Origin of the sequence: Nocardia sp., from assembly GCF_025465275.1 — a bacterium.
Taxonomy (GTDB): domain Bacteria; phylum Actinomycetota; class Actinomycetes; order Mycobacteriales; family Mycobacteriaceae; genus Nocardia.
Window position 1 is genome coordinate 16,630 of record NZ_JAODNK010000065.1, and the last position, 13,310, is coordinate 29,939.

Here is a 13,310-nt window from a genome sequence, read left to right on the forward strand (position 1 = left end):
CGTCGGTGCGCCCTCCCCTCGCTCTTCTCCCTCTACCACGTCAGGTGAGATAGACAGCGACACCTACCGCTCCGATCCAGGCTATTGCGAGGAACTGGAGGATCCGGTCCCCCAGGGCGATCTCTTCGGGTTCTCCGGCTTCACCGCCGTCGACGTCCACCGCGTAGCGCAGGACCGCGATGGTCAAGGGCACCATCGAGATCGCGAACCAGTCGGTGTCCTTGATACGGCCCTGCTCGAACGCCCACAGCCCGTAGAAGACCACCAGCGCGGTGGCCGACAGGGTCCAGACGAAACGCAGGTAGGTGGCCGTGTAGTACTGCAGCGATTTGCGGATCTTGGCGCCGGTGTCGAGCGCGATCTTCAACTCGGCGTAGCGCTTTCCGGCCGCCATGAACAGCGAACCGAAAGCCATGATGAGCAGGAACCACTGGGAGAGCTTGATATCGGCGGCAGCGCCACCGGCGATCGCGCGCAGCAGGAAGCCGGACGAGACGATGCAGATATCGAGCACGGCCTGATGCTTGAGACCGAAGCAGTAGGCCAGCTGGATGCCGATGTACACGGCCATCACCACGGCCAGATGCCAGGACGCCACGAACGACAACGCGAGCGACGCGACCAGCAATACGAGCGACAGCGCATAGGCGAGATTCACCGGAACCACACCGGCGGCGATCGGCCGGAAACGCTTGGTCGGGTGGGCTCGGTCGGCCTCGACGTCCAGTGCGTCATTGACCAGGTAGATGCCCGAGGCCGCGAGGCAGAACACCACGAAGGCGATGGCGACGTGCCCGACCACCTGCATGTCATTGACCACGAGATGGCCGGCCGCGTCCTTGCCCGCGGCGAGTGGCGCCGCCAGCACCAGCACATTCTTGACCCACTGGCGCGGGCGAACGGCCTTCACCAAACCTGCGGTAAGGGTCTTCGGCGGGCCCTTGATGACACCTTCGTCCAGGTCAACGCCGGTCGGCTCTTCGCTCATGTCAACAACGGCTCTTTCTTCCTGCGCGGTCACTTCGCGAGTCTCTTTTCGGCGGCAAGCACAAAAGCAGCTGATGCGGCGCCCAGCGCGGAACCGGCGAGCACGTCGGATGGGTAGTGAACCCCGAGGACGACCCGGGAAAGCAGCATCGGCGGGACGAGCACCGCGGGCAAGGGTAACCCGGTGAGCCTGCCGAGCAACACCGCCGCTGCCGTGGTGGAGGTCGCGTGCGAGGACGGGAAACTGAGCTTGCCCGGCGTCGATACGTTGACCTGCACCGATGGATCGTTCGGGCGCGGCCGGCGGACGATTCGCTTAATCACGACGGAGGCGGCGTGCGCACCGAACGCACCGACGGCGACCCCGGCCCACTCGCGCCGGCGCGGTTTGTCGACGAGCGCCCCCACCGCGGCGATGCCGATCCAGCCGAGTGAATGATCGCCGAAATGCGACATACCGCGAGCGACCTCGACCACGGCCGGATTCCGGCCGATGGTGCCCTGCACCAGGTTGAGGATCTTGACCTCGGCAGGCGGGGCCGTCACCGGAGTCTCCGGGACGACGTGCAATCCGCGGTCAGGCTCGGTGGCCGACCGGCTAGCCCGTTGGGGGGTATCGGGCGTGGTCATTTGCTCTCGTTCCCTGAGTCGCTCGTGATCCCGAAGGTGTTCTCCCACGCGGCCTTGCTCGTGAGATGTGAATGCGCCGCACGATACTGCTCACGCACCTCGGGGAAGCGCTCGGCCAGCTCCTTGCGCAGGCGCAGCGCCTCGCGGAACAGTTCGGCGGCCTTGCGCGGATCCCGCTTGCGGTAGACCACACCGCGGCCGTCGGCGGTGGTGACGGTGACGCCGTCCACCTGTGACAGCAGATACCAGCGGGCATCCAGCGTCGGCACATTCAGCTGCGGGACGTCGTGGTGGCGGGTGTTGGCCTTGCGGAAGTTGTGCACCACACCCTTGCCGAGCCGGGCGATCTTCGAGAGCGGGTTCGACGGTTCGCCGACCGCACCCACCTCGGCATGGCTGGGCAGCGGCAGTTCGGTGGAGGACGGCAGCACCACGGCGTCCGGGAACTCCTTGCGCATGGCGTGCACCTTGCCGAGCGCGGTCGGCAGCAGCTCGAAGAGCTTGTCCGGTCCGGCCAGGTAGTCGCGAATGGCCTCGTTCTGGATGGCCACCGTCGAATACTCCAGGCAGAGCAGGTGTTTCAGCGTCGCCTTGATGGTGTTGACCACCATGGGACGGCCGTCGTTGGGCAGGTGCAGGGAGGCGACCACCAGGCGGTTGCGCAGGTGGAAGTACGCCTGCCAGTCGATGGCGTCGTCCTTGTCGCTCCACGCCATATGCCAGACGGCCGCACCCGGCAGGGTGACGGTCGGATAACCGTGATCCCTTGCGCGCAAACCGTATTCGACGTCGTCCCACTTGAGGAACAGCGGCAGCGGCTGCCCGATCTCCTCGGCCACCTGGCGCGGGATGACGCAGGTCCACCAGCCGTTGAAGTCCACGTCGACGCGGCGGTGCAGCAGCTTGGAATTGTCGCGGTCGCTGAGCGGGTACTTCGAGAAGTCGTGGTCGTACTCGACATTCGCGGGCGCGGTCCACATGAAGATGGAGCGGTCCACGATCTCGCCCATGGTGTGCAGGTGCGAGCGCTCCTGCAGATTCAGCATCTGACCACCGGTGAGGATGGGCGACTTGGCGAAACGCGAGAAGGCCAGCGCGCGCAGGATGCTGTCGGGTTCGATCTCGATGTCATCGTCCATGTAGACGATGAACTCGGCGTCGGTGGTCTTGAGCGCCTCGTACATGACCCGGCTGTAGCCACCGGACCCACCCAGATTGGGTTGATTGTGAATGGCCAGGCGATCACCCAGCGGCAGTGCGGCTTCGGCGAAGCCCGGCTCGTCCACGACCTTGCGATTGCCCTGGTCGGGGATGATGACGGCCTTGATCTTCTCCAACACCAGCGGGTCGTTGCCCAGTGCCGTGATGGTCTTCACCGCATCGGTGGGGCGGTTGAAGGTCGGCATGCCGATGGCGATGCTGCCCTCACCCGGCGCCTCGATCGGCGCGTACCAGCCGCCGCTGCGCACCTGCACCGCGCTGTCGGTGGTGATGTCGAACCAGTTCCAGCCGCCGTCCTCGAACGGGCCCAGATCCACCTCGAACTCGACCAGGGTGTCCTGCGCATCCCCGGGCGAGCTGAACTCGTTGCCCTGCACGTGGATTCGCGAGCCGTCGGCCTTGGACCGATACACGTCCACCCGCCCGTGGCCGGCGAGCTCCAGGCGCAGCACCATCGACTGCAATACGCTCCAGCGCCGCCAGTAGCTGGCCGGGACCGCATTGAAGTAGGTGCAGAACGACACCTCGGATTCCGCGCCGATGGACAGCGAGGTGCGCGAGGTGGCGTGCGCGCGTTTGGCGTTGGTATCGGATTCCTCGAGGTACAGCTTGCGTACGTCGAGGGGCTCACCCGGCCTGGGCAGGATGATGCGCTGCAGGAGTGACTTGGCGCGAGTCTCGGTCGTCATGTCTTCCAACGTGGCTTGTGCGGTCATTCGGCGGTGTCCACCAGCGCGGCGCCGGTCTCCAGGTGCGGGCGCAGCACATTGTCGAACATGCTGAGCGCGGCGCCGATGGCCATATGCATGTCGAGGTACTGGTAGGTGCCGAGGCGGCCACCGAAAAGCACCTTGGACGAAGCGGTTTCGGCCTTGGCGAGCTCGCGGTAGGCGAGCAGCTTGGCGCGGTCGTCGGGGGTGTTGATGGGGTAGTACGGTTCGTCGCCGGTCTGAGCGGAGCGCGAGAACTCACGCATGATGACCGTCTTGTCGTTCGGGTAGTCACGCTCGGGGTGGAAGTGGCGCGGCTCGATGATGCGGGTGAAGGGCACGTCCGCATCGTTGTAGTTCATGACCGAGGTGCCCTGGTAGTCACCGGTTTTCAGCACTTCGGTCTCGAAATCGATGGTGCGCCAGCCGAGTTCGCCTTCTTTGTAGTCGAAGTAGGCGTCCAGCGGGCCGGTGTAGATGATGGGGGCATCCGGGTTCTGGGCCCGGAGCTCGTCGCGGACGTCGAACCAGTCGGTGTCGACGCGCACCTCGATGAGGTCGCTCTCGGCCATCTTGGTCAGCCACGCGGTGTACCCGTTCTTGGGCAGACCCTCGTAGGTGTCGTTGAAGTAGCGGTTGTCGAAGGTGTAGCGCACCGGCAGGCGGGTGATGTTGCCTGCGGGCAGTTCCCGCGGGTCGGTCTGCCACTGCTTGGCGGTGTAGTCGCGCATGAACGCCTCGTAGAGCGGGCGGCCGATCAGGGAGATGGCCTTCTCTTCGAAGTTGGCGGCTTCCTTGGACTCGACCTCGGCGGCCTGCTCGGCGATGAGCGCACGTGCCTCGGCGGGGGTGAAGTAGCGGCCGAAGAATTGGGATACGAGGCCCAGACCCATCGGCAACGGGTACGCCTGGCCCTTGTGCAGGCCGAACACGCGGTGCTGGTAGTTGGTGAATTCGGTGAACTGGTTCACGTAGTCCCACACCCGTTTGTTCGAGGTGTGGAAAAGGTGAGCACCGTACTTGTGGATTTCGATGCCGGTCTCTGGCTCCGCCTCCGAATACGCGTTACCACCGAGGTGGTAGCGGCGGTCGACCACCAGGACCCGCTTGCCCAGCAGGTTGGCGGTGCGTTCGGCGATGGTCAGCCCGAAGAAGCCGGAGCCGACGACGATGAGATCGAAGGGGGATGCGACGGTCACGGGAGCCCAGCGTAGTGGAAGAAGATATCGGCGCGCGTGGGCTCCGGCAGGTGGGATTTTTGGGGATCCAGGTTACGGACGGAACCGGTGGTGGTCATCCCCCATGCGAGGGAGCTGTCGTCCAGGATTTCGCTCAGAGTTAACCGAACTGGGGACAGATCCGTCATCAGACCTGTATTTCATAACGCAACGACCTGAACATTCGTCCAGATCGTTGCCGTGCGCAGTATGCGGCCGTGCCTCCCCGCCGACCGGAAGACGACCTCCCACCATGCGGTTAACCCGTTTCGCCCCTCTCATGGGCGCACTCACCCTCGCGGCCGTACTCAGCACCGTCGCCCTGATTCCCACCGCAGCCCCGGCGCACGCCGACGAAAACACCCTCGCCAGTACCCAGGTAGCCGACTCGGTCGGCCTGTGTGGCAATGGTGCGGCAACCTTCGACGACATTGTCACCAATGCCGCCACCGCCGTTCGCACCGTTGTTCCGGCTGGTCAGCAGGCCGCTTTCGACCAGCAGGTGAACGACTTCCGCCAGACCATCGCCCAGGTGCACGTGCACCGGCGCGGCCTGCCCATGGATCCGACCGGAACGGGTGATCGACTCGAGTTCCTCGACGATCCGATCGTGTCCTACCTGGTCAACGACCTGGACGCGATCCGCACCGGCCGTATCGATCAGACCGTCTCACTGTCCACGATCACCGTCTCCGACGTGATCGAGGTGTTCATTCTCGGCACCCGCATCGTGAAGATTCCGACGCAGCTGGCCTTCAGCCTGATCCCGACCGTCGGTTTCATTCTCAAGCCGATCGTCGGCGCGATGTTCACCGGCGTGAAGTCACTGGCGCGTTCCATCCAGGCGCAGTTGGCCCGCACCTGCACCGCCCCCACCGCGTACGACAAGCTGCAATTGGAGCCGCTGCCGGACGAGCATGTGGCGGTCCCGCAGCCGCTCATGGATCTGGCGAATCAGCTGACCAAGGCCGACGGCACCTGCACCCCGCTGGCCGAACTCAAGACCTCCGATCTGGTTGAGCGCACCCGCAACTTCCTCACCCGCACCGCCGGACTGCCGGTCGATCCGGCCGCCGTGAATGCGAATGCCGATGCGCTGCAGGGTTTCCTGCGTGACAACCGGGTCGCACATTCGGTGCTGATGCGCCGTATCGAACAGCTCGGCCCGCTGGTGAACGCCATGGATTACGGCCCGCTCACCTTCCTGTCGAACCTCGGCTTCGACATCTACGAGGGCAAGGGCCTGGACACGGTGCCACTGGCGGATGTGAAGGTGGAGAACGCCTTCGACATGATCACGCTGACGCTGGACACCGCCAGCCTGCTTATCACCGTCGGCAGCACCATTGCCGGCTTCACCGGCGTGGCCTCGACCATCACCACCCCGCTGGGCATCGCACAGGCCCTCGCCTTCGCACCGACCACGTACGGCATGCCGATCCTGCGCGGCGTCATGCAGTCCATGTGCGGCGCAGCCTGATTCGGTAGCCCCGCGCGCCAACGGCTCGAGCTTCCCTCGGTCCGTTGGCGCGTTTCCATGCGTTGCACGAACAGATAGGGGCATCGTAAGGGCATGGAAGCCGACAAGAACTCGGTACCGGTGATCGACCCGCTCTCCGGCTCGGCCCTACTGTGGCGGCTCGCGAAATTGCGCGAAACACTCGACGGTGAATTGCCAGACATTGTTTCGCGACACTAGGATTCACCGAAGTTATCGAGTCACCGATCGTAGATTTCGCGCCGGTGCCCGACCTGCACGACCAGGACCACCAAACGGCCGTCCTCGATCCGATAGATCAGCCGGTAGTCGCCCACCCGCAGTCGATAGTCTTCCCGCCTAACAAGTTTTCGCACGTCAGCGGTTGTGGAGTAAGGGTCGTCGCCGAGCTTCGACAGCTCGGTGAGGATGCGCAACGCTTGGGTTTGCGGTATTGCCCGCAGAGCGCGAGCCGCCGAGGGCAGGAACTCGAAGCCGTATTTCACCCCGCTTCCCGCTCCCCGAACATGTCAGCGATCAGTTCAGCCATCGCCACGCGCGGCTGATCTTTTTCCGCCTCCCACGCCTCATCCGCCTTGCGGGCGAGCAGCTCGTCCTCGGCGTCCTCGATCGTATTGAATACGTCGATCGGCACCAGCGCTGCGGCCGGTTGGCCGTCGCGAGTAATAACCGTGTACTCCCCCGCTTCGGCCGCATCCAAGCGTGCCGACAGGGTCTCGCGTAGCTGGCGGACATTGATCGTGTCGGTCATAGTCGAAGTGTACACCGATATGCGTACACACCACAGCTCCGATTCCCCGAATACACCGCTCCGACACCGAAAACCGCTGCGGCTGTCCGATATTCGTCTACAGCCGGGTGTCGGCGTACGCGTTCATGGCGTCCCGGACGAACTCGGTGGTGCCCGCACCGTGCTTGTCGTAGTTGGCCGCGAATCGCGGGTCGGCGACATACATTTCGCCGAGGTTCTTGAAATACTGCGCCGTCGGGCACTTGCCCTGCCCGCCGAGCGTCACCCAGTCGTAGTGGCGCTGGACGATGGCCTGCACCTCGTCATTGCCGGCCGCGAGCCCGGCGGCGTGCACCCGCCCGTAGTCGGCGGCGATGTCGAGATGGGTCTGGAAGTGCGCCTTCTTGTCGGCGTCGCTCATCGCGCGCCACCAGCGGTCGCCGCTCTCCCAGGCGTCCCTACCCCACCTTTCGATGACCTCGTCCTTGTACTGGCTATTGTCGAATCCGTCGAAAACCTCATCAGCCATGAGTGATTCACCTGCTTCCGTCTTGTGCAATGTGGTGTGCACCGAGGCGATCTGCCGCGCAATCCGGTCCTGCTCGTGTTTCAGCAATTCCAGATGCGTGCGCAGGGCGGCAGCGGTGTCCTTTTGTCCCGCAAGAACTTCGGCGATGGCCGGGAGGCCCAGTCCGAGTTCGCGCAGCAAGAGGATGCGCTGCAGCCGTACGAGGGAGTTCTGGTCGTAATAGCGGTAACCGTTGCCGCCGATCCGGGTGGGCGCCAGCAGCCCGAGCTCACCGTAATGCCGCAGCGTGCGGCTCGTGGTTCCGGCGGCTTTCGCCAGTTCCTGGATCGACCATTCGGTGGCCACGTTCCGTCCTTCCCGCGCTCGTTCGACCTCGATGCATTCAGCATGCAAGTTGACGTAGCGTCAAGGTCAAGGCCCATTCATTATGCGCCCGCCGGATCAAACGCAGCCCGGCGAATAGGCCATCGAATAGGTCACTGGTCAATCGACTTGCTTCGGTGAGACGGCCCGTGACACGATCCACACGCGCGCTGGCGGAACCGGCTTTCAACGCGCCGCTCGATTCTTTTCCGGGGGATGGGGAACACCATGTTCGTTACGGGCCGCGCCCGAGTTCTGTCCTGGGCGGCCGTCGTCGCGACTGCCCTGAGTTCCACCACCTTCCTGCTCACCGGAACCGCCGACGCGGCGCCCGTGGTGACACTCGGTGGCGGCTCGGGCATCTACGTCGAGCAGCTCGACGATCCGACGACTCTCGCCGACTGCACACTCACCACCATCGGTTACGACCACGACGGCAAGCTGGTCGGCATTACCGCCGGGCACTGCGGCGAGGTCGGCGCGCGCATTGCCGCCGAGTACACGCACAGCGGCGGCATCGGCGTGATCGCCAACAAGAGCGCCGGAAACGACTGGTCCGTCATCGATTTCGATCCCACCCGGGTCAATCCGACCAAGCAGGTGGCGCAATCGGTGATCAACAGCGTCGGGGCACCGCCGAATATCGGCGATATGGCGTGCAAGAACGGCCGCACCACCGGTTACACCTGTGGACCGGTGTGGGAAACCAATCGCAACTGGTTCCGCAGCCAGGTGTGCGCCAATCACGGCGACTCCGGTGCGCCGGTGATCCTGGGCGATCGCCTGGTCGGAATGGTGGTCGCCGGAACGGATTTCGATGCCGGGCCGATCGACATCCAGCTGCCGGCCTGCACCGGGGCCGGGGATCTGATCCACGCGCCGGAGCTGTCCACAACCATGACGATGGTGCTGGCGGATATCGACCGGCACGGTGGCGTGGGTGCGGGGTTCCACCCCTTCTGAACCTCGCTTTGACCTGAAAGTGGCGCGGGCTCCGAAGTTTTAGGAGCCCGCGCCACTTCTCGTTCGGCGTGATGCGGGTGCTGTTCTCGGTTGGTCGGCAGCGATGAAACGAGCTCAGTAGGCAGCGGTGAAACGGGCCCGGTAATGCTCGGGTTGTTCCGCCTCGTCGAGCAGCACGATGGCGAGGTCCTCCATCGAAATGACGGAATTGCCTTCATGATCGGCAAGGAGTTCGTCGGTGCCGAGCCGGAAGACGCCGGTGCGCACGCCCGGCTCCAGCAGCGCGGCCGGGCTGAGGTAGGCCCAGTCGACCGCATGGCCGGACTGCTGGAACACCGCCAGTTGCTGATTGCAGGCATCGGCGATCGGCAGGAGTTCGGCGGGGAAGCCCGGCTGCTCGCTGAGTATCGCGCCGGTGCCCGGAACAATGAGGCTGCCCGCCCCGCCCACCACGAGCAGGCGAATCTCACTGTCCGCCAATGCTTCCAGTAGTGCGGCAGCAACCTGGGCGAGCTCATGCTCTTGGCCCGGCACCGGTCGCGTCGCACTGATCACCAGATCGCTCCCTGCGACCGCGGCCGCTACTTGATCGGCATCGGAGGCATCGGCCGCGCGCACCTCGACGGTGTCGGGCAGTCCGCGAACCCGGCTCGGGTCACGCGAGATGGCGCGCACATCATGTCCACGCCGCAGGGCTTCGGTGATCACCCGGCTGCCGACTTCGCCCGTTGCTCCGAAAACGGTGATAATCATGGCTTTTGATCTCCTTCGAGGAATGGTGAGCCTGCTGCCACCAGCTGCGGCAGCGGATTGGGGCGCGAGCGTTGGGCGCGTCAGGCTGCAGTGGACGCGGCCACGGCTGTCTCCGGCGCGGGCGTTGTCTTACGCGGCGCGGTCGCGAGCTGTCCGAGGAGCGTGCCGCCCAAGGCAATTGCCATACCGAGCACCTGCAGCGGCGTCAGCGACTGCCCCAGCGCGGCCCAGCCGATGATGGCGGCCGACAGCGGGCTCAACAATCCGAGGAAGGCGACCGAGGTGGCATTGGCGCGTGCCAGGCCACGGAACCAGATGGCATAGGCCAGCGCGGTGCCGATGAGTCCGAGGTACAGGTACCCGCCGATGGCCCGCCCGTCCAGCGCCGGCGGCGCACCCTCGATGCCGAGTGCGATCGGCACCAGCAACAGCCCGCCCGCGGTGAGCTGCCACCCCGTCATGGCAAGTGGCGTAACACCTTCCGGCCGTCCCCAGCGCTTGGTCATGACAACTCCGGCCGACATGGACGCCGCGGCCCCGAGCCCGGCGATCACGCCGAGCGTGTCGAGGGTGGCGGACGCCCGCAGCACCACCAGCCCGACGCCGCCGATACCGATCACTGCCGCAAGGACTTTCCTGACCGTCAGCCGCTCGTTGAGCGCAATCGCCGCCAGCCCCAGCGCGAAAAGCGGCCAGGCGGAGCTGAGCACCGCTGCCACCCCGCCCGGCAGCCGGTATGCGGCGAGGAACAGCAACGGCATGAACATCCCCATGTTCAGCGCCCCGAGAATCCCCGCCTTCCATACCCATTCGCCGTGCGGCAGCTTCCTGGTGATGGCCAGCAACAGCAGCCCCGCGGGCAGCGTCCGCATGAGCGCCGTGAACATCGGCCGATCCGGCGGCAGGAACTCGGTGGTGATGGCATAGGTGGAACCCCACACCAGCGGCGCGAGCCCGGTCAGCGCAAGCGTCCCGGCGTACCCCGAAACCCCGGTGCGGGTGCTGATGTTCATTATTAGCTCCTTTTTGATAATCTCAACGTTGAGATAAAACCACGCATATACCTCAACGTCAAGTATTTCAACGTTGAGATTATTTCCGCGCGACAGGAGCCCGCATGCCCGACGCCGTAGACCAGATCACCGCCGCCTGGCGAGAAGTCCGCCCCGACGTGGACGTCTCCCCCATGGAAATCGTCGCCCGCATCACCCGCCTGGCCCAGGTCCTGGACCGCGAACTGATCGACTTCTTCCGCACCCACAACCTCGAACGCTGGGAGTTCGACGTCCTGGCCACCCTCCGCCGCGCCGCCGGCGAAACCGGCCTCACCGCAGGCGCATTGAACAAGGCCGCCATGCTCACCTCCGGCGCCATCACCAACCGCATAGACCGCCTGACCACCAAGGGCCTGGTAACCCGAATCCCCGACGCCACCGACCGCCGAGCCATCCGAGTAAGCCTCACCCCCGAGGGCCGCGACCTGGTAGACCGCCTCCTCCCCCTGCACGCAGCCAACGAACAACGCCTCATATCCGCCCTGACCCCCACCGACCGCAAGCAAATCGTGAGGCTCCTCCGCCACCTCTCCGAATCGCTCGGCGACACCAGCCTCACGTGAAACAGCCGAAATGATCGAAATAAATGCGACAAATCGGACAGCAATAAAGGCGGCACTCCCTATTTGGGAGTGCCGCCTTTGAATTGCAGTGTGTGAGTTCAGCGTTCGGTCCGGCAGACCTCACACCCGCGCCACAGCGAACACTGCGCGTCGGGGAGAAGGTCGAGGACTTCATGGTCGAGTGCCGCAGCGAGCAGGATCAATTCACCGAGCTCGAACGAGGCCGGCGCCGACATCCGATCAGCAATCCACCGATCGGACATCCCGAGGCTGAGAGCAAGATCCGCCCTGCTCACACCCACTTTCGCCATTGCCCGCCCGATCCGCCGGCCGACACACTCATCCATCCAGTCCACATGACCGCCTTCCACCCCTAGCCCAACGGCGCCACGCCCACATCCGCAGGTCGCGGCACCATTTCAGCTATTGTTCGAACATATGTTCTATTATCCGTGATAACGAGATGAGAGTTCAACAAAGTCCGGCCACACAATCCGTGGGATACCCAGATACAGACCCCAATACAATTTGCCCTGAGAAAGGTGAGAGCCGTTGTCCAACAACCCATTCGGCGACTACATTCGCCAACGCCGTCTGGACGCCCACCTCACCCGGACCGAACTCGCCAAACGAGCCAATATCTCGGCATCCCTCATCGAGAAGGTAGAACTCGGCACCCGCCCGACGACGGTGAACACCATGCAGGTGCTGCTGAAGCAGCTGGACGTGCCCCCGCTGTACCGAAAGCACATCCTCAGCCTCAGCTTCCCGGGGCTGCTCTACGACCCGCACGCCGGCACGGAGCCGTGCGAGCCGACCCACGCCGATCGCGCCGACCTTCAGAGCATTGCAGGCCCAGCGTGCTTCTACGGGCTTCCTGCATTCACCATCGTCGCCGCCAACGCCGAACACGAGCAGACATTCCCCGGACTGCGAGCAGGCTCGAGCTTCGTGGAATGGATGTTTCTGAACCCCGCCGCCCACGACGTAATGGTGGAGTGGCACAAGGAAGCTCGCCGAGTGATCCATGTGCTGCGCATGCTTTCACCGAACGTCGGAGCCGACCAGGAAAGTGTGAGCGTAATCAGAAAGTGCCAACAGACCCCGGAGTGGGACGACATGTGGAACAGCGGTCCCTCCGTAGCGGGCCCCGACAACGACTACATCCGGATCCGAAACCGCCCCGATCGGCGGATACACGAAATGAGCATCCGCATCTACTCCCCCGAGTACCCGCACCGCCCCTGGTGGCATTGTCGCTTGGTGCCGCGAACGACACACCGTTGAGGGTCAGGGAATCCGACTCCGGCCGACCCATCCCCGTCGCCCGGTGCGATGTATGAGCACTCGAAGCTTCGCACCTTTCCGGTCTCTAGGGAGCCGAACTTGCTACACGCCGGCGGATTCGAGGCGCATGTCATGCCGCGCCTGCAACAACTTGATCTGCGCGAACGCCGAATCCACATCCGGCACCCGCAAATCGATCGTGCGCGAACCCACGCCGGCAGACGACCGCGCCAACGCACCGTCATGCAAGAACGGCGGCCGATAGGCGAACCCGACCTTCCGCCGCTCGTCCTGCGCAGCACGCACCACCGACTGATCAATCACCGCCATCACATGAATCCCCGACGACCGCACCACACCACCGGCACCCCGCGCCCGCACCACACCACCATCGGCCATACGCGCCGACGCCCAATTCACCATCGCGTCACCAACAGGCTTCAACCCGAAGTCACCGCCACCGAAGCCCAACACGCTGGGAATATGAATCTCCAACTTCTGGAAAATCCCACCGATCGCCATCACGATCCCCGCAACCACCGACTGCACAGTGCTCACCGCACTCCCCACAACCCCGCCCATCCCGTTGAACCCAGCCATAACGAGATCGAACACCACCCGATACGGAGTGATATAAACCCTGAACGCAGTCTTGAAGAAATCCGCCACCGGAATCAACACATTCTTCAAAGCCCAATCAAACCCAGCCCGAATCTGATCCCAATGATCCACCAACCCCTGAATAACCATGATAGCCACCGTAAGCGCCTCAGCCACAGACCCCACCGGCGACAACAACATCGC

At 64.4% G+C, this 13,310-nt stretch carries 16 protein-coding genes; 5 read left to right on the forward strand and 11 right to left on the reverse strand.

Going from position 1 to position 13,310, the window contains the following annotated elements:
• Positions 1-40: 40 nt before the first annotated feature.
• Genes JWN03_RS14980 through glf form a run of 4 tightly spaced genes read right to left on the reverse strand, consistent with a single transcriptional unit; the run spans position 41 to position 4,747 of the window.
• A complete protein-coding gene (locus JWN03_RS14980; RefSeq protein WP_297614815.1) occupies positions 41-988 on the reverse strand; it encodes a decaprenyl-phosphate phosphoribosyltransferase in 948 nt (315 codons plus the stop codon).
• 29 nt (positions 989-1,017) lie between these two features.
• Positions 1,018-1,617 carry a phosphatase PAP2 family protein gene (locus JWN03_RS14985; protein ID WP_441342995.1) on the reverse strand — a complete coding sequence of 200 codons (600 nt, stop codon included), beginning with the start codon at positions 1,615-1,617 and terminating at the stop codon, positions 1,018-1,020.
• Positions 1,614-3,554 carry a glycosyltransferase gene (locus JWN03_RS14990; RefSeq protein WP_297614817.1) on the reverse strand — a complete coding sequence of 647 codons (1,941 nt, stop codon included), beginning with the start codon at positions 3,552-3,554 and terminating at the stop codon, positions 1,614-1,616. Before JWN03_RS14990 ends, JWN03_RS14985 begins: the two co-directional genes overlap by 4 nt.
• On the reverse strand, positions 3,551-4,747 hold the full coding sequence (gene glf / locus JWN03_RS14995; RefSeq protein WP_297614819.1) for a UDP-galactopyranose mutase: 1,197 nt from the start codon (positions 4,745-4,747) through the stop codon (positions 3,551-3,553). The genes JWN03_RS14990 and glf overlap by 4 nt, the downstream gene beginning before the upstream one ends.
• A gap of 298 nt (positions 4,748-5,045) precedes the next feature.
• Between glf and JWN03_RS15000 the strand changes: the two genes are divergently transcribed.
• Both JWN03_RS15000 and JWN03_RS15005 read left to right on the forward strand, forming a co-directional pair.
• Positions 5,046-6,245 carry a hypothetical protein gene (locus JWN03_RS15000; protein WP_297614821.1) on the forward strand — a complete coding sequence of 400 codons (1,200 nt, stop codon included), beginning with the start codon at positions 5,046-5,048 and terminating at the stop codon, positions 6,243-6,245.
• Positions 6,246-6,338: 93 nt separating this feature from the next.
• Positions 6,339-6,464 (forward strand): hypothetical protein, encoded by a 126-nt coding sequence (locus tag JWN03_RS15005; protein ID WP_297614823.1) that lies wholly within the window; start codon positions 6,339-6,341, stop codon positions 6,462-6,464.
• A gap of 20 nt (positions 6,465-6,484) precedes the next feature.
• Here the strand turns inward: JWN03_RS15005 and JWN03_RS15010 are convergent, their stop codons facing one another.
• The 3 genes from JWN03_RS15010 to JWN03_RS15020 form a co-directional block, all read right to left on the reverse strand.
• Positions 6,485-6,748 carry a type II toxin-antitoxin system RelE family toxin gene (locus JWN03_RS15010; RefSeq protein WP_297614825.1) on the reverse strand — a complete coding sequence of 88 codons (264 nt, stop codon included), beginning with the start codon at positions 6,746-6,748 and terminating at the stop codon, positions 6,485-6,487.
• Entirely contained in the window at positions 6,745-7,014 is a 270-nt protein-coding gene (locus JWN03_RS15015) for a type II toxin-antitoxin system Phd/YefM family antitoxin (protein WP_297614827.1), read from the reverse strand. The genes JWN03_RS15010 and JWN03_RS15015 overlap by 4 nt, the downstream gene beginning before the upstream one ends.
• Before the next feature lie 97 nt (positions 7,015-7,111).
• Entirely contained in the window at positions 7,112-7,867 is a 756-nt protein-coding gene (locus tag JWN03_RS15020) for a MerR family transcriptional regulator (RefSeq protein WP_297614829.1), read from the reverse strand.
• A gap of 246 nt (positions 7,868-8,113) precedes the next feature.
• On the opposite strand from JWN03_RS15020, the gene JWN03_RS15025 reads away from it, so the two are divergent.
• Positions 8,114-8,848, forward strand: a complete 735-nt coding sequence (locus JWN03_RS15025; RefSeq protein ID WP_297614831.1) for a S1 family peptidase — start codon at positions 8,114-8,116, stop codon at positions 8,846-8,848.
• Between the two features lie 114 nt (positions 8,849-8,962).
• Here JWN03_RS15025 and JWN03_RS15030 read toward each other — a convergent pair whose 3' ends face one another.
• Positions 8,963-9,601: an NAD(P)-dependent oxidoreductase gene (locus JWN03_RS15030; RefSeq protein WP_297614833.1), complete on the reverse strand. Its 639-nt coding sequence runs from the start codon at positions 9,599-9,601 to the stop codon at positions 8,963-8,965.
• 80 nt (positions 9,602-9,681) lie between these two features.
• Complete coding sequence (locus JWN03_RS15035; protein ID WP_297614835.1) at positions 9,682-10,614, reverse strand: EamA family transporter; 933 nt, start codon at positions 10,612-10,614, stop codon at positions 9,682-9,684.
• Positions 10,615-10,718: 104 nt separating this feature from the next.
• Between JWN03_RS15035 and JWN03_RS15040 the strand changes: the two genes are divergently transcribed.
• Positions 10,719-11,219 (forward strand): MarR family winged helix-turn-helix transcriptional regulator, encoded by a 501-nt coding sequence (locus tag JWN03_RS15040; protein ID WP_297614837.1) that lies wholly within the window; start codon positions 10,719-10,721, stop codon positions 11,217-11,219.
• 98 nt (positions 11,220-11,317) lie between these two features.
• On the opposite strand, the gene JWN03_RS15045 is transcribed toward JWN03_RS15040, so the two are convergent.
• Positions 11,318-11,455: a hypothetical protein gene (locus JWN03_RS15045; RefSeq protein ID WP_297614839.1), complete on the reverse strand. Its 138-nt coding sequence runs from the start codon at positions 11,453-11,455 to the stop codon at positions 11,318-11,320.
• Between the two features lie 316 nt (positions 11,456-11,771).
• Here JWN03_RS15045 and JWN03_RS15050 point away from each other — a divergent pair, with 316 nt between their 5' ends.
• On the forward strand, positions 11,772-12,506 hold the full coding sequence (locus JWN03_RS15050) for a helix-turn-helix domain-containing protein (RefSeq protein WP_297614841.1): 735 nt from the start codon (positions 11,772-11,774) through the stop codon (positions 12,504-12,506).
• 102 nt (positions 12,507-12,608) lie between these two features.
• Here the strand turns inward: JWN03_RS15050 and JWN03_RS15055 are convergent.
• On the reverse strand, positions 12,609-13,310 hold a 702-nt coding region (locus JWN03_RS15055; RefSeq protein WP_297614843.1), incomplete at its 5' end, for a hypothetical protein.